This is a genomic window from Winogradskyella sp. HB-48 (assembly GCF_049942685.1).
In the GTDB taxonomy this organism is placed as follows: domain Bacteria; phylum Bacteroidota; class Bacteroidia; order Flavobacteriales; family Flavobacteriaceae; genus Winogradskyella.
Genome location: NZ_CP187934.1, coordinates 1871665 through 1893029 on the forward strand (window position 1 = coordinate 1871665; position 21365 = coordinate 1893029).

Annotated in this window: 20 protein-coding genes; 8 read left to right on the plus strand and 12 right to left on the minus strand. The window is 33.7% G+C overall.

All coding sequences use genetic code 11. The features are described from left to right. Nucleotides 1-74 precede the first annotated feature (74 nt). Nucleotides 75-1010, plus strand: coding sequence for a citrulline utilization hydrolase CtlX (gene ctlX / locus ACPX19_RS08385; RefSeq protein ID WP_426429552.1), 936 nt, complete (start codon nt 75-77; stop codon nt 1008-1010). A 1-nt stretch (nt 1011) separates the two neighbouring features. Here ctlX and ACPX19_RS08390 read toward each other — a convergent pair whose 3' ends face one another. Continuing rightward, nucleotides 1012-3072, minus strand: coding sequence for a tetratricopeptide repeat-containing sensor histidine kinase (locus ACPX19_RS08390; RefSeq protein ID WP_426429553.1), 2061 nt, complete (start codon nt 3070-3072; stop codon nt 1012-1014). A gap of 375 nt (nt 3073-3447) precedes the next feature. After that, a complete protein-coding gene (locus ACPX19_RS08395; RefSeq protein ID WP_426429554.1) occupies nt 3448-3816 on the minus strand; it encodes a bleomycin resistance protein in 369 nt (122 codons plus the stop codon). A 119-nt stretch (nt 3817-3935) separates the two neighbouring features. Between ACPX19_RS08395 and argS the strand changes: the two genes are divergently transcribed. Beyond that, on the plus strand, nt 3936-5717 hold the full coding sequence (gene argS / locus ACPX19_RS08400; protein ID WP_426429555.1) for an arginine--tRNA ligase: 1782 nt from the start codon (nt 3936-3938) through the stop codon (nt 5715-5717). A gap of 116 nt (nt 5718-5833) precedes the next feature. Continuing rightward, entirely contained in the window at nt 5834-7129 is a 1296-nt protein-coding gene (locus tag ACPX19_RS08405) for a carboxypeptidase-like regulatory domain-containing protein (protein ID WP_426429556.1), read from the plus strand. An 11-nt stretch (nt 7130-7140) separates the two neighbouring features. Here ACPX19_RS08405 and ACPX19_RS08410 read toward each other — a convergent pair whose 3' ends face one another. From ACPX19_RS08410 to ACPX19_RS08420, 3 genes are read right to left on the minus strand one after another with little or no spacing between them, the layout of a single operon-like run. After that, nucleotides 7141-9441, minus strand: coding sequence for a TonB-dependent receptor domain-containing protein (locus tag ACPX19_RS08410; protein WP_426429557.1), 2301 nt, complete (start codon nt 9439-9441; stop codon nt 7141-7143). Then, nucleotides 9434-10324, minus strand: coding sequence for a FecR family protein (locus ACPX19_RS08415; RefSeq protein ID WP_426429558.1), 891 nt, complete (start codon nt 10322-10324; stop codon nt 9434-9436). Before ACPX19_RS08415 ends, ACPX19_RS08410 begins: the two co-directional genes overlap by 8 nt. Before the next feature lie 56 nt (nt 10325-10380). Beyond that, nucleotides 10381-10896: an RNA polymerase sigma factor gene (locus ACPX19_RS08420; protein WP_426429559.1), complete on the minus strand. Its 516-nt coding sequence runs from the start codon at nt 10894-10896 to the stop codon at nt 10381-10383. A gap of 97 nt (nt 10897-10993) precedes the next feature. Here ACPX19_RS08420 and ACPX19_RS08425 point away from each other — a divergent pair, with 97 nt between their 5' ends. From ACPX19_RS08425 to ACPX19_RS08435, 3 genes are all read left to right on the plus strand, one after another. Beyond that, nucleotides 10994-12613, plus strand: a complete 1620-nt coding sequence (locus ACPX19_RS08425) for a hypothetical protein (RefSeq protein ID WP_426429560.1) — start codon at nt 10994-10996, stop codon at nt 12611-12613. 185 nt (nt 12614-12798) lie between these two features. Then, nucleotides 12799-14130, plus strand: coding sequence for a signal recognition particle protein (gene ffh / locus ACPX19_RS08430; protein WP_426432445.1), 1332 nt, complete (start codon nt 12799-12801; stop codon nt 14128-14130). Between the two features lie 21 nt (nt 14131-14151). Next, complete coding sequence (locus ACPX19_RS08435; protein WP_426429561.1) at nt 14152-15036, plus strand: bifunctional 5,10-methylenetetrahydrofolate dehydrogenase/5,10-methenyltetrahydrofolate cyclohydrolase; 885 nt, start codon at nt 14152-14154, stop codon at nt 15034-15036. A 12-nt stretch (nt 15037-15048) separates the two neighbouring features. Here ACPX19_RS08435 and ACPX19_RS08440 read toward each other — a convergent pair whose 3' ends face one another. From ACPX19_RS08440 to ACPX19_RS08470, 7 genes are read right to left on the minus strand one after another with little or no spacing between them, the layout of a single operon-like run. Next, nucleotides 15049-15468 (minus strand): VOC family protein, encoded by a 420-nt coding sequence (locus tag ACPX19_RS08440; protein ID WP_426429562.1) that lies wholly within the window; start codon nt 15466-15468, stop codon nt 15049-15051. Nucleotides 15469-15476: 8 nt separating this feature from the next. Continuing rightward, nucleotides 15477-16238 carry a 23S rRNA pseudouridine(2604) synthase RluF gene (gene rluF, locus ACPX19_RS08445; protein ID WP_426429563.1) on the minus strand — a complete coding sequence of 254 codons (762 nt, stop codon included), beginning with the start codon at nt 16236-16238 and terminating at the stop codon, nt 15477-15479. A gap of 21 nt (nt 16239-16259) precedes the next feature. Further along, nucleotides 16260-17087, minus strand: coding sequence for an alpha/beta hydrolase (locus ACPX19_RS08450; RefSeq protein WP_426429564.1), 828 nt, complete (start codon nt 17085-17087; stop codon nt 16260-16262). Nucleotide 17088: 1 nt separating this feature from the next. Next, entirely contained in the window at nt 17089-17457 is a 369-nt protein-coding gene (locus ACPX19_RS08455; protein WP_426429565.1) for a cupin domain-containing protein, read from the minus strand. A gap of 4 nt (nt 17458-17461) precedes the next feature. Further along, nucleotides 17462-18055 carry a hypothetical protein gene (locus ACPX19_RS08460; RefSeq protein WP_426429566.1) on the minus strand — a complete coding sequence of 198 codons (594 nt, stop codon included), beginning with the start codon at nt 18053-18055 and terminating at the stop codon, nt 17462-17464. Between the two features lies 1 nt (nt 18056). Then, nucleotides 18057-18614: a hypothetical protein gene (locus tag ACPX19_RS08465; RefSeq protein WP_426429567.1), complete on the minus strand. Its 558-nt coding sequence runs from the start codon at nt 18612-18614 to the stop codon at nt 18057-18059. An 18-nt stretch (nt 18615-18632) separates the two neighbouring features. Continuing rightward, nucleotides 18633-20171: a helicase HerA-like domain-containing protein gene (locus tag ACPX19_RS08470; RefSeq protein WP_426429568.1), complete on the minus strand. Its 1539-nt coding sequence runs from the start codon at nt 20169-20171 to the stop codon at nt 18633-18635. A 59-nt stretch (nt 20172-20230) separates the two neighbouring features. On the opposite strand from ACPX19_RS08470, the gene ACPX19_RS08475 reads away from it, so the two are divergent. After that, nucleotides 20231-20680: a RidA family protein gene (locus tag ACPX19_RS08475; RefSeq protein WP_426429569.1), complete on the plus strand. Its 450-nt coding sequence runs from the start codon at nt 20231-20233 to the stop codon at nt 20678-20680. Nucleotides 20681-20727: 47 nt separating this feature from the next. Further along, nucleotides 20728-21360: a 7-carboxy-7-deazaguanine synthase QueE gene (locus ACPX19_RS08480; protein WP_426429570.1), complete on the plus strand. Its 633-nt coding sequence runs from the start codon at nt 20728-20730 to the stop codon at nt 21358-21360. The last annotated feature ends 5 nt before the right edge of the window (nt 21361-21365 follow it).

Here is a 21365-nt window from a genome sequence, read left to right on the forward strand (position 1 = left end):
TCTAAAAAGTGTTAATCTGGTAAATTTCAGAGGAGAAAAAAGACTAATTTTGCATCACTTTCAAAAATTGGATAATGCAACAAACAACCAATACCATTTTAATGATACGTCCTGTGAGTTTTAGGATGAATGAGCAGACTGCTGTAAACAACTATTTTCAGGAAGATCTTGATTTAAAAAATGTGGAAATCAATGCTAAAGCACAAGAAGAATTTGATGCCTTTGTAGAGAAATTAAAAGCTGTTGGAATTAATGTTGTTGTAGAACATGATGATAAATTAATGGACACTCCAGATTCTATTTTTCCTAACAACTGGGTAAGTTTTCACAGTAATGGTGATGTGGCTTTATACCCAATGTTTGCTGAAAATAGACGCAAAGAGCGACGCGATGAGGTATTTATTAGATTGGAAAATGAAGGGTTTAAAATTGAAAATATTGTAGACTATACCTCTGCTGAAGATGAAGGGGTGTTTTTAGAAGGTACAGGTAGCCTAATTTTAGATCGTGTTAACAGAAAGGCATACTGTGCATTATCACCAAGAGCAGATGAAGATTTATTTATTGAGTTTTGCGAAGATTTTGAATATACTCCTGTAGTCTTTGTTGCCAACCAAACTGTTGAAGGCAAGCGTTTACCAATTTACCATACCAATGTTATGATGTGCTTGGCAGAAACCTTTGCTGTGATTTGCCTAGATTCCATAGATGACAAAAAAGAGCGTAAAAATGTGGTTAAGCATTTAAAAGAAGGTGGTAAGGAAATTATTGCAATTACAGAAGCACAAATGCATCAATTTGCTGGCAACATGTTGCAACTTCGCGGAAAGAATGACCAACGCTACTTAATAATGAGTGAGGCAGCTTTTAAAAGCTTAAATAAAGATCAGATTAATAAAATTGAAAAGCACTGTCCAATTATCTCAAGTTCATTAGAAACCATTGAAACTTGTGGAGGCGGAAGTGCACGCTGTATGATGGCTGAGGTGTTTTTGCCAAAGACTTCTTAGGTTAGGCTTTCGGTGCTGACTTAGGAAGTTCGATAAAGAATTTGCTACCAACGTTTACGTTACTTTCTACCCAAATACGTCCATTGTTAAGTTCCACTAAATCTTTGGCTATTGTTAATCCAAGACCTGTACCTTTTTCATTTTTAGTGCCAACAGTTGTAAAGTTTTTGTTAGCATTAAAAAGTTTTTTGATATTTTCCTCAGAAATACCAACACCTGTATCTTCAACACAAATTAGAGCTTTGCCATTAACATCTTGGTTAGATACTGTAATAACATCACCAGTTCTACTAAACTTAACAGCATTGGTGATTAAATTCTGAATGACGATTTCTATCATGCTCTTATCAGCATATACAAAATCGCGTTGAGATTCATCGATGAGTACAATGCGTTTGTCTTCAACTTTTTGCTCAACTAATGCCATTTTAGTGTGAAAAACGTCTTGAATATTAAATAACTCTGGGTTTGGTTCTAAATTCTGCATTTGGGATTTAGACCAGTTCAATAAATTGAACAAAAGTGAAGATGCATTGTTGGCATTTTCACTTAGCTCTGGTATTAATTCCCGAAACTCTTCTTTAGAAATACTGTCTTCTTTTAATAAATCTAAAAAGGCTTTAATAGATGAAATGGAGTCTTTTAAATCGTGAGAAACTATTGAGAAGAGTTTATCCTTCACTTGGTTAACTTCCTCTAGGTGATGTACCTGCTCTAATATAGCTTCACTTCGGGTCTGTTCTTGCTTTAGTTTTTCTCGCTGTTCTATTATTGTCTCTCTATATTTTTTACTTTTCAAATAGTTTAGTAATAACAGCGTAAGAAAAATAGCAGTTGCGGCAAGTGCGCCATATAGTACTAATGGATTATTAAGCCAGCTATTTTTGGTTTGATTGTTTTGCTCCTCGTCAAAATTATCTATTTCTTGTTCAATAGGATTCGCATTATTCAAATCCAAAGGTTCAGTATCAATAGGAAAAACAGGTTGGTCTATTTTTGATAATTCATCCTTTAAATCGTAATATTTGTTTTGCCAGAAAAATGCATTTTGAAAATAACCACGAGTTGAGTCTAATGCAATATGAAGCTTGTAGTTTTCTAAAAGTGCTGGTTTGTTGTCAATTCTTTGAGCAATATCATAAGCCTCATTAAGTTGAATCTCTGCTAACTTAACTTTTTGTTTTTGAAGGTTTAAATTACCGATTGCGTTTAATGCTAATAGAATACCTTCTTGGTTGTTTTGTTTCCTATTATACTTTAAACCTTCTACAAGATAATCTGAAGCTTTGTCATATTCTTTAAATTGTAAGTACTCACTACCAAGTTTTGGCAATATCTCACCACGTAAGTTTTGGTCTTTGGTAGGATTTAACATCTCTAAAACATTCTCATAGTATTCAATAGCCTTACGATGTTCTTTCCTAAGAGAGTAAAGTTCTGCAATGTTTTTGGTAGAGGTAATTATGCCAGCTCGATCATTGATTCTTTTTCTAACATCGAGTGCTTTGAAATTAAAATCTATAGCTTTATCAATCTGATTAGTTTTAAAATAGGCTTCTGCCAAATTATTGTAAGCAGAACTGAGCTCGTCAAAAAGATTTTGCTTTTCAAAAATGTCAATTGCTGATAAAGAGTTTTTGAGACCAACAGCGTAATTGCCACGTTTTATTTCTATGAGTCCAATACTATTGCTCACTTTAGCCACACCAAGAGTGTCGCTTATCTGCAAATAAAATTTTCTGGATTTGTCATAATTATCAATGGCATTGAAATAATCATTCAGTTGCGTGTAGATTAGCGCTCTGTAGTAGGTGCTTTCTGCAAGACCTTTTGTGTAATTTAAATTTTCCGAAAGTTTGGCTGTCTGGTTTATGTAAAGTAAAGCCTTGTCATAATCTTTAACAGCATATAGTTCATCAATTAGCATTAACGAGATATCAACTTTGGTAGAATCGGCTTCTTGGTAAGCTAATTTTACCGTAAGGTCGTCTATTCTTTCATTTTGGGAAAAACCAATGAAAGTTATTAGACAAACAGTTAATATCATTAACTGCTTCATCATTTAGCGGTTGATAGACGAAGTGTTATGTTTTGGTTTACGTAACTTTTATTGAGGGGTATAAAAAGTAAGTCAACACTAAACAAAAACAACGCGGTTAATGTTCGATTATAAAGCCTCATTTAATGTTTGGGACATTTGTTAATAGCCTACCAAAAATGCCATAATGTGCTTAAATACGCTAATTATTAGGATTTAATGCTAATAAATTAGATGAAATGACAGATGAAATTCACGAAAAAAAAGTTGAATCGATTAACGGCAAAAATCATAGGAAAACGACCATTTTATCGATGAAATGCATATTTGATGTAATGTTTTGAAATTCAGTATTTTGAAATTAATGTAGGAGGGCAATTACATTACAGATTCTATATTTTAATTTTCAATTTCTTGACCAAATTTAATCAAGTTTCCGTCGAGATCTAAAATAGCAAATTCGCGCATACCATAAGGGTGATTTTTTAAGGTGCCTTTAGGGTGAATTACATCGAAAGTTTTTAACTCTTCATAGAGTGTGTCGATATCCTCAACATCTACATAACAACTTGTGTTTTCTGGGTGAATTTTGTCGTTACACTTCCAGAAATGAACCACAAAATTATCACGTGCAATTACAGCATAATTGTCGTCTAAATAACCAACTTTATTAAACCCTAGTTTGTTTTTATAAAAGTCTACAGTCTTCTTAATATTTAGCGAAGCTAAGACAGGAATCCCTCTAAGGAGGTGCGATTTTCGTTCCATTTTTAATTGATGTTTTAATGAGTCTTTAAAAATAGGGAATTATGATGCTCTAAACTCTTAATAGAATAATAAAACACCTATCTTTGCATGCGTTTTTAAAAGCAAAATTAACTAAGAGAATGAAACTTCAGGATACTTTAGAATTACATGTAAAAGCAGCTGTTAAGGGCTTGTTTCAGGCAGATTTAGAATCTGTAGAATTTCAGGCAACTCGCAAGGAGTTTGCTGGCGATATTACTGTTGTAGTTTTTCCGATGTTGCGCGTGGTAAAAGGAAACCCTGTAGTTATTGGTGAGCAGATTGGTCAATACCTTCAAGATAACGTTACCTTGGTTAAAGGGTTTAATGTGGTTAAAGGCTTTTTGAACATAGAAATTGATGATTCCTATTACATTAATTTCTTCAATAAAATTAAAGATCTAACTAAATACGGTTTTGCTGATTTAAAGGATGATAAAGCCATAATGGTAGAATACTCCTCACCCAATACCAACAAGCCATTGCATTTAGGCCATGTTAGAAATGTGCTTTTGGGCTATTCGGTTTCTGAGATTTTGAAAGCTTCAGGAAAGAAAGTTTACAAAACGCAGATTATAAACGATAGAGGCATTCATATTTGTAAAAGTATGTTGGCTTGGCAGCGTTTTGGTAATGGTGAAACACCTGAATCTACTGGATTAAAAGGTGATAAACTTGTTGGGAATTATTATGTGGAATTTGATAAAGCTTACAAACTAGAGATTTCACAATTAGTTGCTCAAGGACAGTCTGAAGAAGAAGCCAAAAAGAATGCAACAATACTTTTAGAAGCCCAAGAAATGCTCAGACAATGGGAAGCAGGAAATACTGAAGTTGTAGCGCTTTGGGAAAAAATGAACGGCTGGGTTTATGATGGTTTTGAAGCTACTTACAAAGCTATTGGTGTAGACTTTGATGAGTATTATTACGAAAGCCAAACCTATCTATTAGGTAAAGAGTTTGTAGCCGAAGGTTTAAAAAGTGGTGTTTTCTATAAGAAAGAAGATGGTTCGGTTTGGTGTGATTTAACCGAAGACGGTCTTGATGAAAAAATAGTGCTAAGAGCTGATGGTACTGCGGTTTACATGACTCAAGATATTGGTACTGCTATTCAGCGTATAAAAGATTATCCAGATGTTGGTGGTATGGTTTATACTGTTGGTAATGAGCAAGACTATCACTTTAAGGTGTTGTTTTTAATTCTTAAAAAATTGGGATTTGATTGGGCAAAAAACCTATATCACCTTAGTTATGGTATGGTAGATTTACCAAGTGGTAAAATGAAGAGTAGGGAAGGAACTGTAGTTGATGCTGATGATCTTATACAAGAAATGACTGATACTGCCGAAGAAATTTCTAAAGAACTAGGTAAGCTAGACGATTATTCAGAAGCCGATAAAAAAGCACTTTACAAAACCATTGGTTTGGGTGCGCTAAAGTATTATATCTTAAAGGTAGATCCCAAAAAGCGAATTTTATTTGATCCAAAAGAATCTATAGATTTTCAAGGTAATACAGGGCCATTTATTCAATATACTTATGCTAGGATTCAATCTATATTAAGAAAATCGAGTATTGATGAAAATGTAAATCTAAATGCTGCTGAAGTATCACTTCATGATAAGGAAAGAGACCTTCTTAAACAACTAGAACAATTTCCTGAAATCATTCAAAATGCAGCAGAACAACATAGTCCTGCATTAATTGCTAATTATACTTACGATTTAGTAAAAGATTTTAATTCGTTCTATCAAAATGTATCTATTCTTGGTGCTGACAAAGAAGATGAGAAAATCTTTAGAGTCCAATTATCTAAAACAGTTGGACAAACCATTAAAAATGCATTTAGCGTATTAGGTATTGATGTGCCAGAGCGCATGTAGATGTATTGAGAAGTATCCTACCTAACATAGCATTATAGGAGTTTTAACAAATTGCTATAAAATTGTTTGCCTAATTTTAGGTATCTTAGAAGAGGTTAAAATTAATGAATCATGCTATGAAAACTACACTGTATTTTAAAACTTTAGCCAACACATTTCTTACTGTTTTGTTGGTGACATTTACTTTAACTGCTCAAGAGGATTTCTCAGAATATAGCGGTAAAGTAGTTGATGGTAAAACAAATAAGGCTCTAGAAGCAGTTAGCCTAAATGTTAATGAAACTAATGTGAGTACCATTACCAACTCCGAAGGTGAGTTTGTGTTAAAAGTCTCAAAAGAATATTTAGATTCTAAAGTCATTATTAGTTTTTTGGGCTATAACACTAAAGTTGTTACATTATCTGAATTGTCTGATAGCAATAATACGATTGAATTGTATAGATCGGTTACGGAACTTTCAGAGGTTAATATCTCTGCCTTTAAGAATGCAGAAAGCTTGGTTAGAACAGTGTTTGGTAATAAGAACAAAAACCATCAGGACGAATCGGTTTACATGACTGCTTTTTACAGGGAAACCATTAAACGTAGAAATAGAAATGTATCGCTAACAGAAGCTGTAGTTAACATTTTAAAATATCCAAACAAATCTCCGGTAGCAGACGCAATATCTTTAAATAAAGCTAGGAAAAGTACAGATTATAAACGATTAGATACTGTCTCTGTAAAATTACAAGGCGGTCCATTTTCAACTATCTATTTGGATATCATGAAATATCCTGAATACATCTTTACTGAAGCCACAATAGATAGCTATAACTTTTCATTTGACAAACCATCCAACATTAATAACAGAAATGTTTACGTGGTTAATTTTAGTCCTAAAAATAATGCGTTAAATTATAGTTATAACGGTAAACTGTTTATAGATGTCGAATCTTTGGCATTAGTGAGTGCAGATTATTCCTTAGACCTTAGCAATAAAAGTAGAAGTAAAAATCTTTTAGTAAAAAAGAAGCCAAGTAATGTTATCGTTTACCCTCTAGAAGCCAATTATAAGGTTAATTATAAAGAAAGAGGTGGAAAGTGGTATTACAGTTATTCTAATTTGTTTTTGGAATTTAAAGTGAATAAAAAGCGAGAAATTTTTAATAAGGTTTATTCACTTTCAAGTGAAATGGCCGTAACTGATTGGGAAATCAACTCAACCGAACAAAGAATAAAAAATAAAGATAAGTTAAGACCAACTGTTATTATAACCGATGCTATATCGGGTTTTTCGGATCCGGATTTTTGGGGGAAATATAATCTCATAGAGCCAGATAAATCTATTGAGTCTGCAATAGAAAAAATTAAAAAAAATATTGAAAAACAAAAGCAAAAGGAAGAATCTACAGCAAATGGTAATCCTTAAATTTTCTTTCATTAGAAATTAACTCTAAAACTTAAATTAGGTGTGAACTTTAAAGATTTATTGTCAATTTCAACAATGTTGTTGTCTATGTCTAAAGTATAATAACGGTTTATAATGTTGTTTTGGTTAAACATATTCCATACCGAAGCACCAGCCTCAGCTTTTACGCCTTTTTTGGAAATTTGAAATTTATAAATGGCAGATAAGTCGGCTCTAAAATAGTCTGCTAACCTAGAGTTGTTAGGACTTTGATATTCTATAGCTGAATTACTGTTGTCTTGTGTTTCTAAAGGTTTTGTGTAAGTTCTTCCAGAATGCCAATTAAGCCCTAAACCAATTTTGAAGTTGTTTAAACTGTAAGTCAGTGAAGCATTTGCAACATGTGTTAAATCTACGGTATTAGGGAAGGGTTCGCCTTCATTAATCACATCAAATTTACAGTCATTATTACTTAGGGTATAACTGAGCCACGTACTAAAATTGTTGAAGCGTTTATTTATCAAAAAATCTAAACCTGTAACAGTATAAGCACCTATATCATTTACAAACTGAAATTGATTTTGAAATCCTTGACTCTGAGCAGTAATACCTTCTACGTTTTTGTAATACCCTTCAAGCGAAACCAATAAGTTGTTTTGGTTGTAGCTTAACCCGAGTGAAACTTGCTGGCTTTTTACAAGAGGAACACTTTCTAAATTAGACAATTGCCAACGTCGTTTTTCAATACCAAAAAAGTCTTGCTGTAGGTCTATAACTTGAGAAATAGTCTGGCTTTTTAGTTCACCTAAAACCTCTAATCTTATATAGTCTAAGATTTTTTGATTAAAAGCAAATCTGGGCTCAAGTACTAGATCTTTTAGCTTTTCAAAATAGCTGATACGCGCACCTAAGCGTATATATGTGTTTCGAGATTTTGAATAGCGTTCTGTCTCACCAAAAATAGCATGTGTTCTTACAATCTCTTTTACCAATCGAGTAAAGTCTGGATTAGATACATCTTCAAAATTAGTAACACCAACTTCGTTAAATTGATAACCACCTCTAACTTCAATATCATTGTCTATAATTTTTTTAATGTCTAAACGTAGTCCATAGTCTTCAACTTTGTTTTCTTGAATGAGTAATTGACTATTAGTTATATCGTTATTTTGGGCATCTAAATCGTAATTAGAATAATACAGCTGCGCAGAAGTGTGAACATTGTTCTTAAATATTTTAGAGTAAGTGGCGCTAGCACCATAGCTTACTTGGTTGAGTACGCTTCTAGTTTCTTGGATATTGTTATTGGAATTAACAAAAACCCGATTGTAATCTAAATTGTTGTAAATATTTAGCAGGTTGATTCTTAGCTTAGAAGTATCGTTAATGTCATAAAGAAATTTAGTATTTATATCATAAAACAAAAATCGCTCATCTAAAGCTAAGAGTGTATTAACATCGTTTGCTGTATTGAGCTCAGAGTCTCTAAAGATTCTATCAAAATAGGCATCGTAAGTTTTGGAAACTAACACATCAGTAAAAGAACGCCTTGCAGATAATTGTAGTTCAGTTTTTTTACTTAAAGGGATCTTAGCAAAGCCATCAACACTAAGTAAATTACTACCTAAACCTGCATTAAAATTGTTATCTAATTCATCTATGTTTTTAATAGAAATAGTACTAGAAACACCATCACCATAAAGTGCACTTGTGCCATTTTTAGAAATACGTATGTCATTTGATAAGTAAGGATTAAATGCCGAAATCAATCCAAAAAAATGCCCAGATTGGTACATGCGTATGCCTTCATATAGAATAAGATTTTGGTCGTTGGTGCCACCTCGTACGTTTATGTTGGAAATACGTTCATCTACACTTACAACACCAGGTAAATTCTGTACAATTTGCAAAACATCTGGCTCTATTAGGCCTGGTAAAATATCAAACGCATTGGCGTCTACTGTAATGGTACCATTATTAGTTTTTGAAATACCTCTAGATAGGTAGTTGTTAACAACTACCTCCTCTAGTCTGTGTACTATTTTATCGCTTGGTGTAATAGCAATAAAACGTTTGCTTAAAACTTCAAAATTAAGGTTGGTAATTGACTTTAGTTTTTCTAAAGCTTCATTTAAAGAAAGGTCCTCTTTTAAAGGGTATAGCTCAATATTAAGAATGGTTTTTGTCTCAAAGGAAAACTTTACTTCATAGCGTTTTTCTAAAATTTCTAGAATATGAACGAGTTGTTGCGGTTCCTCTTTTTGACAGTTTGCAAGATTAGAGAAGGTAATAATTAGTAGAAATAAAACAATACGATGTATAAGTTTATTCACGCTTTAATACAATAGAAGTTCCAGACTTTCTATAGCTTAAATTTAATGGTATTGTTACAGATTGCAATGCTAAATCTAGATTTTTATGAGTAAAACCACCAGTATATAGTCGGTTAGCATCTGCTTTATCTACAACTATTTTTATGTCATAATAATTCTCTAATTCAGTAATAACATGTTTAAGAGGTGCACTTATGAAGTTGCTTTCACCACGCAACCAACTTGGCTGCGTAGTGATTTCTTTTTCATTGGCAAATAACTTCCCATCAATTATTTTTAAACCATTTCCTGGTTGTAGTTCTGTATAGTTGTCTTTTGTTTTAACACCTACCAAACCTTCATAACATCTCACTTCAAAAAAACCATCACGTTGCTTTACATTAAATTGCGTACCAAGGACGCTCACAATACCATCTTTAGTAACCACATCAAATCTTTCACCTTTCGCAACTTTAAAAAACGCTTCGCCATTAAGCTGTACTTCACGCTTGTTGTTCCAGTTATTTTCGTTAAAAACTAAATTAGAGTTTGCATTAAGAATAACTTCAGAAGCATCAGGTAGTTTTATAGTTGTTTGCGATGCAATCTCAGTATTGAATGTGCTGTCTAAGGTTGTTGTATAGTAATAGACGCTTAAGCAAATTGCTAAAATGGCAGCAATTTTAAGTAATGGCTTATGCCAAGATTGTGACGTTCTTGTATTTAACTTATGTTTTAATGCCTCGTAATTTTTATCCACAGAGAATTCAGGAGACTTAAAAGATTGTAAAGCACTGTTTAGTTGTATTAAATCTTTATAGTCCTCCAACTGCTCAAAAGCTTTTTGCTCTTCAGGGTTAAGGCTATGATCTAACCATTTTTGTATGAGTTCTTCTCTTGTCATAATTACATTTCAACAATAGAACAGTTGAGTTCTAAAAATTCCTACCCCAATTATTTTTATAATTCATCTATATCTTCTCGTAGCTTAGCTAGTGCGCCATAAATTCGCTTTTCTACTGCTTTAGTAGAAATATCCAAAAGGTCTGCAATCTCTTTAAATTTTTTGCCTTCAACTCTGTTCATTAAAAAGGCAACACGTTGAGCTTCGGTTAATTTTTCAAGTGCCTTTTGTAGTTTGTCATGATATTCCTTTTCACGTAAAAGAAACTCAGGATTTTCATTAGTTGAATTTTTTTGAGGTAATTTCTCGTATTTTAAAACTACTTTTCTGTGGGCAACAGCATTGAGCATTAGATTGTTTGCAGTGGTAAATAAAAAACTCTTAGCCTTATCTGGTGAAACTTTGCTACAGTTTTGCCATAATTTTATAAAAGCTTCCTGTACTTTATCACTTGGATTTAAGTGATCGCCAAATTTGTAGTACAAAAAATCATGCAAATTCTTTGAGTGTTTTTTGTATAAACGCTCAAACAATTGTTCTTCGCAAATATGATTTTTTATAGGTTGGCTCATAATTTTCGTTCACAAATTATAAATAAATTTTCTAAAGCAAGGGTAGGAGATTCAAAACTATAGTTGTTACATAATAAAACATAAAGCTCCGAATGTTATGAAAATTAAAATCAACCTTTTATTTATTTACGCCTTTTTTGCCCTTTTGATATTTACTGCTTGTCAAGATGAAGCAATAGATATCAATAATTCTGAAGAGCAGGAAATGATTCAACCAAACACACCATTGGCAAGTTTCATGAGCAATGTAACGGCTAATTATGGTGAGTATGATAATATTTTAGATGAATCTAGTTGTTTTTCTATAGAATTACCAGTAACTATTATAGTTGGTGATGTTACCATTATTATTGAGACTTTAAATGATTTAGAAACTCTGGAAGATTTATTTGCACAGTATGAAAACGAAGACGATTTCTTCGATTTTGTGTTTCCGTTTACCATTATTTTTAATGATTACACAGAGGTAGTTATTGAAAGCGAAGAGCAACTACAAGATTTTATTGAAGACTGCGAAATTGAAGATGACGAAGTTATTGAATGTGTGGATTTTGTTTATCCGATTTCGTTCTCAGTGTTCAATGCTAATTTCAATATTGTGGATACGATTACTATAGCCAATGATGAAGCACTATATAATTTTCTCGAAGAGTTGGAAGATGATAACAATGCTCTGATTGTAAGTCTTAATTATCCCGTAACACTTGTTTACGCTAATGGTAATACGATAGAAGTAAACTCTAACCAGGAATTGTCAGATGCTATTGCATCAGCAGAGGCGGATTGTGATTATTATGATGAAGTATTTGATTGTTTTGGCGATTTTGAGTTGTTAGAATGTTTAGGTTCAAATAATGAAGCAGAATTTAACCTTAGTGCAGATACTATTGGTTTAATAGATTGTCAATACGCATTTGTACCATCCTTCCATGAGACTGTAGCTGATGCTGAAGCAGGTCTTAATGCCATCGTAGAAACAGAATCGTATTGGTCTGCAGGTGGAGAAGTGTATCTTAGAATTGAAGCAGAAAATGGAAATTTCGAAGTGTTTACTATTTACCTTAATACAGAAGATTGCTCTGAAAATTTAGGTTGTCTTGAAGGGTTAGAAATTGTTAAATGCGATGAGAATAATGACGGTTTTGAAACTTTTAACCTTTATGAGGGTCTAAATGAGTTAGAAAACTGTGAGGTCAATGATACAGTAAACGTAACTTATCATGAAACTTTAGTAGATGCACAAAATAATACCAATCCTTTGCCAGAGGTAACGGCATATACTAACATATCAAACCCTCAGACCATTTACGTTAGAGTTGAGTTACTTTCAAATCCAGCAGTATTTGAGATTTTAGAAATTGGACTTTTCCTTGAGGACTGTAGCCAGTCTGGTTGTTCAGAAGAAGATGTCGATGGCTTTTTAGCAAGCTGTATTTGGAATGCCGTTAATTATAACGGTAGTGATAATTTATTGAATTGGAACTTCGATTTTGAACCAAACAGTCAAATAGTAGTTATTTACAATAATGAATCTACGATTGATGCCACATGGATAACCTCGCAATCAGAAGATGGAGTAATAGTTACCTTTTCTAACATAGCTGGGCCAAATATTCAGGCAATCACAGGTGAGTGGCTGGTGGTAGAATGTGAAGAAGATAGATTGCAGTTACATAGAGGTGATGATATCTTAGTTTTAGAAAGAACTTGTGAATAACATATAAACGAACCGCTTAGTTAGTAATTTTAGTAAGTTTAAGTTGATGAAGAGAGTTGCCAACCGCTAGGGCAGCTCTTTTCTTTTGTAATATTATTAAAGATAGAAGTGTAGAATTATAGATATGCCATTCGTTTATCTCTTGTAAATTCTTAAATTTGCAACTTCAAAAAGAGAAAAAGATTATGTTCAATAATTTAAGTGATAAGTTAGATAAAGCGCTACACGTATTAAAAGGTCATGGTAGTATTACCGAAGTCAATGTAGCAGAGACTTTAAAAGAAGTAAGACGTGCGCTTTTAGATGCCGATGTTAACTTTAAAATAGCCAAGGAATTTACCAATAAAGTAAAGGAGAAATCACTAGGTCAAAATGTATTGACAACGCTTCAACCTGGTCAGTTAATGGTTAAAATCGTTAAGGACGAGTTAACCGAACTTATGGGTGGAGATGCAGAAGGTATTAATCTTTCAGGTAACCCAAGTGTAATTTTAATGTCTGGGTTACAGGGTTCTGGTAAAACTACCTTCTCAGGTAAACTAGCGAACTACTTAAAAAATAAAAAAACTAAAAAACCTTTATTAGTTGCCTGTGATGTGTACCGACCAGCAGCGATAGACCAGCTTCATGTTGTTGGAGATCAAATAAACGTTGAGGTTTATAGCGATAAAGGAAACAATGACCCAGTTTCAATTGCACAAGCTGGTATTGCTCATGCAAAAGCTAATGGTCATAACGTTGTGATTATAGATACCGCAGGGCGTTTGGCTGTTGATGAAGCTATGATGACCGAAATTTCTAACATCCACAAAGCTATTCAGCCACAAGAAACCTTATTTGTGGTAGATTCAATGACCGGTCAGGATGCTGTGAATACCGCAAAAGCTTTCAATGATATTTTAAATTTTGACGGTGTTATTCTTACAAAACTAGATGGTGATACGCGTGGTGGTGCCGCAATCTCGATTAAGTCAGTTGTAAACAAACCAATCAAGTTTATTGGTACAGGTGAAAAGATGGAAGCTATTGATGTTTTCTATCCTTCACGTATGGCAGACCGTATTCTTGGAATGGGTGACGTTGTATCTCTTGTAGAGCGTGCACAAGAACAATTTGATGAAGAGGAAGCTAGAAAACTTCAAAAGAAAATTGCCAAAAATCAGTTTGGATTTGATGATTTCTTAAAACAGATTCAGCAAATCAAAAAGATGGGTAATATGAAGGATTTGATTGGGATGATTCCTGGAGCAGGAAAGATGATGAAAGGTATAGATATTGATGATGATGCCTTTAAAGGTATTGAAGCCATTATACATTCTATGACACCAGATGAACGTAGCAACCCTTCTGTTATGGATGCTAGTCGTAAAAAACGAATAGCTAAAGGTTCCGGCACCTCTGTTCAAGAAGTTAATCAGTTGCTAAAACAATTCACTCAAATGAGTAAAATGATGAAGATGATGCAAGGTGGCGGCGGAAAGCGTATGATGCAGATGATGAAAAATATGCCACGATAATTTAATTTTAATACCAACAACATGACAATTCTAGACGGAAGAAAAACCAGCAACGATATTAAAAATGAAATTAAAGCCGAAGTTGATAAAATGAAGGCTAACGGCGAAAAGGTGCCTCACCTTGCCGCAGTGATTGTTGGTAATGATGGTGCGAGTTTAACATACGTGGGTAGTAAAGTAAGAGCTTGTGAACGTGTTGGTTTTCAATCTACAATGGTACGCTTATCTAATACGACAAGTGAAATAGAATTGTTGGACAAAATTGAAGAGCTCAATAAAAATGATGATATCGATGGTTTTATAATTCAACTGCCTTTGCCTCGTCAAATAAATACGCAAAAGGTATTAATGGCTGTAGACCCAAATAAAGATGTAGATGGCTTTCATCCAACTAACTTTGGAAAAATGGCTCTAGATATGTCTACCTTTATTCCTGCAACACCATTTGGTATTTTGGAATTGTTGGAGCGCTATAATGTAGAGACAGATGGAAAACATACGGTTATTATCGGTCGTTCGCATATTGTTGGTCGCCCGATGAGCATATTAATGGGACGTAAAGGTTTTCCTGGAAATTCAACCGTAACCTTAACGCATAGTCATACTAAAAATATTACCCAAATCACATCACAAGCTGATATTATTATTTCGGCCTTAGGTATTCCTAATTTCTTAAAGGCCGAAATGGTTAAAGATGATGTAGTCATAATTGACGTAGGTATTACGCGTGTGCCTGACGATTCTGAGAAAGGCTATCACATTACTGGTGATGTAGATTTTGAAAATGTGAGTAAAAAGGCAAGTTATATTACTCCAGTACCTGGAGGTGTAGGGCCTATGACCATTGCAATGCTATTAAAAAACACACTTTTAGCTAGAGAACAGCATAGAAAACTTAGAGGTTAATTGAAGTTAATCCTATTTGGCAAATAACTGACTTATATCCTTAAAAGCTTTAAACTCTAGAGCATTACCCGAAGGATCTTTAAAAAACATGGTAGCCTGTTCACCAACTTGACCCTCAAAACGAATGTAGGGTTCTATAATGAATTTTATGTTTTTGCTTTTGAGCAACTCAGCAAAATCATGAAAGTCCTTCCAAGCTAAAACGACACCAAAATGCGGTACAGGTACATCCTTTCCGTCAACTAAGTTGGTGTGTAAGTCCCCTTCAATTTGGGGTTTGTAGTGTATTACCAACTGATGTCCGAAAAAGTTATAATCTACCCAATGATTACTACTTCTACCTTCTTCAAAATTTAAAATATTAGTATAAAAATCTCTACATTCTGAAAGATTATGAACCGGAATTGCTAAGTGAAAAGGAGATAGTGCCATGGTCTAGATTATTTTTTTCGAGTTAGACGTTGATTTGGTTGATATGTTTTTTTGGAATCGCTGATTAATTCGCTCAGCGTTTTAAATTCTTCTTTTCTAAGTTCTCGATAGGTACCTATGGGTATATCGAGTTTAATATTCATTATTCGAACACGCTTCAATGTTTTTACGTCGTAGTTTAAATACTCGCACATTCGACGTATTTGACGGTTTAAGCCTTGCGTTAATATGATGCTGAATGTGAATTTATCTATTTTTTTGACGACACAATTTTTTGTGCGTTGTTTTAATTCTTCAAGATAAATACCACCAGACATATGTTGAATAAAGGTCTGCGAAATAGGCTTATCTACCGTTACGATATATTCTTTTTCGTGATTGTTGCTGGCGCGTAGAATTTTATTCACGATATCACCGTCATCCGTTAGTAGAATTAAGCCTTCACTTGGTTTATCTAATCTACCTATAGGAAAAATACGTTTTGGATAATTGATAAAGTCAATAATATTATCTTTTTCAACTCGAGTATCTGTAGTACAAACAATACCAATAGGTTTATTAAAAGCTAAATAAACAAACTCTTTTTTTCGTTCACCAACAATTTCGCCATCAACTTTTACAACATCATCAGGTGCAACTTTTGTTCCCATTTCAGGCACGGTATCATTAATAGTTACTCTACCAGCATCGATTAAACGATCGGCTTCGCGACGCGAACAATAACCAGCTTCGCTGAGGTACTTGTTTAGTCTTGTATAGTTATCGGACATATTGCAAAAATACAACAAAGATTAACCATTTATAAACTCAATAATCTTTGGTGTTAAAGACTTATCTTTTAAACCATGGCCAAAACCTTCAGTTTCTATGAGTTTAGAATTCTGATAACGGTTAGCAAATAATAATGCATCTTCAAAAGGAATAATTTTATCCTTTTTATCGTGAATTATTAGCCCTTCAGCTTCAATTGCCTTTGTAAAGTTTGCTGCTGAAAAGTAATCTACCGGCTTGCCAAAGCGTTCAAAAACTATTGCGTCCAGACCATTTGAAACACGTTTATTATAACCCATCATGGATTTGTATCTTGAGAATACACCTGTAAAATGCGCTGGTGCTCCAAGTAAAACAAGTTTTTTTACCGAATGTAGTTGATATTTGTGCATAAAAAATACTGTTGCCATACCACCAACGGAGTGACCAATAATCACTTCTGGTTGGTGTTTTTCAGAAACTACATTAATATATTCGGAATATAAAAGCGCATTGAATTGCTTTCCGCCAGAGCGTCCATGTGCTGGTGCGTCTAAAGCAATAATATTATAACCTTGAGATTTCAATTTATTGAGGATATAGCTCCAACGTGATGCATTACTTTCCCAACCATGAGCCAACAAAATGGTCTTTCCATTACCTTTCCAGCGATAAGTAGCAATATATTGGCCTTTATAAGACAATTCTTCAAAGAACGCAGAATCAACTATTATTCTTTGTTTTTCAGTGTAACGACCCTTGCGAGGAGAGGCAAACAGATGCAATGCTTTTTTTGAAGCATATTTTGAAGAGATTAAACTGGTTGCGTTTAAAGCACTGCCTATAGATTTTATAACAAAACTGCTCATGCTATTCGCTTTCTCTGTTTACAGATTCTATTGAAAATGCTGGTAGACAAATGGCTATATATTCACAAGGCTCGTCAAACGGATTAGAGTATTGCAGTCTTGTGTTTTTTTCCACTTTAATAGATTGTCCTGCTTCAAGAATTATGGTTTCATTCTGTATAATGAACTGTTTTTTACCTTTAATAATAAAAGTGTATTCATCAAATTCCGGTGTTTGAAAGGGTTCACTCCATCCAGGAGGTGCAACCATGTGAGCAATACTAATTTCAGAATTGCCATCAGAGGCTTGTCCAAAATGTTCTTTTATGATTTTTCCATCATAAGTTGGTACAAGAAATGGGGATTTTTGAACTTTATATTTCTTTTTCAATTTTTTAATCTTTTGATAAATCCATTTTTTGACGCTCCTTATTTGCTCGTATTTGTAATTGTCGATTTTGAGGGTCTTTCATTAACTTTTTTTCAGCTTCAATGTAATCAGGAAAATTTTTGTACTTCAATTCTAAAAGATTTTCGCTGGATATAAAAAACAGCAGCAATCCATAAATGCCAAAAGTTAATAATCTAATTAGATAATTTGAGTAAAACTTATTTTTCGAAATGAAATATTTTACTAAAACAATTAAGCCAATAAAAGCTAGTAAAATTAAACTAATCATTAATCCATACTGCCCATAAGGCCATCTTTGAAATTTGAATAGCATATAGATAATCAGCATTGATAAAATCAATCCTGTAAAAAAGGTTAGTAGAATTCGTAAGGCGCTAATTCCCTTGTAACTTTCTTTTTTTAATATATCCCTAAATCTAATGTTGTTTAAAACTGCAAAACCAAAGAATAAATAGAGAAGAGACAATAAAATGCATGATAATGAGATTAAAATGGAAGAGAAAGGGTAGGTGAAAATTAAACGACTTATCATAAGTACGATAATTAATCCACCAAGTATCTTTTCAGCTTTTCTCATTCTACCAATGAATCATAAAATACTTAATCTTTGCCTTTTCTGGTATTTGAATAGGATCTATAGTTGCGTCCATGTCAAACAATAAACCACTTGGTAGCTCCTTTTTGTCAATGGTAAAAGATGCATTTATTTCATTAACCGAAACTACAACGGAATTGATAAGATTATCAATTTTTGAAATTTTATAATTATCCTTAATGTCTTTAAACGTACTTAGTAATGAGATGTTTTTCTCAGTTCTATAACGTTCATCGTTAATACGTACACTAGAAATTACAGAAGTAGAATCTAGAGCTTCTCTTGGTGACAAATCCAGAAGTTTTTTGCCACTCTTGTCAAAAATTTCAATGATATTTACTGAGCCCGCAAATTCATCTCCAGAAACATATCTTACAATAGAATCATTGCTAAAAACCGCATCTAATTCTTTTACAGTAGTTGAATCTGTTAATAATCCGATATTGTGTTTTTTAACTAAAAAAGGGTCTATAGGTTTCTCGTTTGAACAACTTGTTATTAATACAGTTACAATTAAAATTGTAAAAAATGTGTTTTTCATGTTTTAGATTTAGGGGTGTTATTTTAGCATTTTGGTTAATATTCCCAAAACACTTCTTATTACTGTTGGGCTGGAGAGTACTTTAACTATTGGATTTTGTCTGTTACTACGGCTTCCGCTAGAAGTTGTCTTTCTATTGCTTTCTGCTTTTTTCAAAGCTGCTTTCTCTTCTTCAGCTTTTCGTTTGGCTTCCTCGGCTTCAGCTTGTTTTATTTTTTCATTCAGCATTTCATAGGCACTTTCTCTATCAACCTCTTTATTGTATTTTCTTGCTAATTGAGATTGCGCCAATAAACTGCTAAGTTCCCCCTCTGTTAATATATCCATACGACTCATAGGAGCTCGCATCATAGTAGCAGCAAGTGGTGTAGGCTTGCCTTTTTCATCTAAAGCAGATACTAAAGCTTCACCAATTCCTAATGAGGTTAAAACTTCAGCGGTATCGTAATATTCTGTGTCTGGGTAGTTTTGTGCGGTTAATTTTATAGCTTTTCGATCATTCGCTGTAAAAGCTCTTAAAGCATGTTGAACTTTTAAGCCTAGTTGGCTAAGTACAGCCTCTGGAACATCCGTTGGGTTTTGGGTTACAAAATACAAGCCAACTCCTTTACTTCGTATAAGCTTTACAATACTCTCAATCTGATTTAACAAAGCATCAGAAGCCTCATTAAAAATTAAATGAGCTTCATCAATAAACAAGATGAGTTCTGGTCTGCCACTATCACCTTGTTCTGGGAATGTTGAATAAATTTCAGCTAATAAACTCAACATAAAGGTTGAAAACAATTTAGGTCTATCCTGAATGTCAGTAAGCCGAATGATGTTAATATAACCACGACCATTTTCGTCTATTCTTAATAAGTCTTGCGTGTCAAAAGAGGTCTCCCCAAAGAATAAATCGCCTCCTTGTTGTTCAATCTCTATTATTTTTCTCAGAATTGCACCAGTTGAAGCCGTTGAAATACGACCATAAGCGTCTTCAAACTCTTGTTTGCCCTCATTTGTGGCATATTGTAAAATTTTCTTGAAATCCTTTAAGTCTAAAAGTGGCAATTTGTGGTCATCACAATATTTAAAAATTACTGATATGATGCCAGCTTGTGTCTCTGTAACATCTAGAATTCTAGAAATAAGAACAGGCCCAAATTCGCTAATTGTAGCACGCAGCCTGACCCCATTTTGTTCAGATAATGTTAGAATTTCAACAGGAAATGATTTTGGTTCAAAAGGCAACCCTATTTTTTCATGACGTTCATTAATTTTAGGATGTCCAGGACTTGGCTTTGCCAATCCGCTTAAATCACCTTTAATGTCCATTAATAAAACAGGCACACCCTTTTCAGAGAGATTTTCGGCCAACACCTGAAGTGTTTTTGTTTTTCCTGTACCAGTTGCGCCAGCAATAAGTCCATGACGGTTCATAGTTTTTAAAGGTACATTGACAAAGGCATTTGTTTTGGTCTCACCATCCAACATGGCAGCGCCTAAGGTGATATAATCACCTTTAAAAGTATTGCCAGTATTGATATCGTTTATGAATTTCTCAGAATTGCTCATCGATAAAAAAAATTTGCATAAAAATAGTGTAATTTTAATCAAGTTTAAAACTGTTGCGTATGAAGAAGATACCATTTTTAATTTTTTGTTTGGCTGTAATTACTTGTATTCAAGGCTGCAATAATTCAAATTCAGAAATTATATTTCACAAATCCCACGAGCCCAATAGAGCAAATGCACCTTTTAGTGATGCTGTAGAAACTGAAGACTTTTTGTTTTTAACGGGTCAGATAGGAAAAGATCATAGAAAGGGAGAGCTAGTTACTGGTGGAATCGAAGCCGAAACCAAACAAGTCATTGAGAATATAGAGGGTGTTTTAAGACATCATGGTCTCTCCCTTGATAATGTGGTAAAGTGTACAGTAATACTCAAGGATATAGAGGATTTTACAGCTTTCAATTCAGTTTACACAACCTATTTTACAAAAAAACCAGCACGAACTACTTATGCGGCATCAGGCTTAGCTGGTGGTGCCAATATTGAGATAGATGTTATTGCAGCCAAGTAAAATCAGTTATCTTGTACTTCTAACTTTATCACTTATCTTTGCCAACCATGACAAGAAGAGAACGACAAGAATTAATAGATAAAGGCCATTTATTGCCTTTAATGGAAGAGTTTTACACTATTCAAGGTGAGGGATATCATAAAGGTACTGCAGCTTATTTTGTAAGGATTGGTGGTTGCGATGTGGGTTGTCATTGGTGTGACGTAAAGGAAAGCTGGTTGGCAGAACTACACCCACCTACAGAAACAGAAAAGATTGTTGCCAATGCTGTGAAGTATAGTAATACTATTGTGGTTACAGGTGGAGAACCGTTAACTTGGGATATGGGACCATTAACAGAACAGTTAAAAGCAAAAGGAGTGCAAACCCATATTGAAACTTCTGGTGCTTATAAATTAACAGGAATTTGGGATTGGATCTGTCTATCACCAAAAAAAGTAAAATTACCAACCGAAGAAATTTATGATAAGGCACACGAATTAAAATGTATTATCTATAATAAAGACGACTTTAGGTTTGCAGAAGAGCAAGCTGCAAAGGTTAACAAGAATTGCATTTTGTACTTGCAGCCTGAGTGGAGCAATAGAGAAAAAATGATGCCTCAAATTGTCGATTATGTCATGGCTAATCCTAAATGGAAAGTCTCATTACAGACCCACAAATATTTAAATATTCCTTAGCCTTA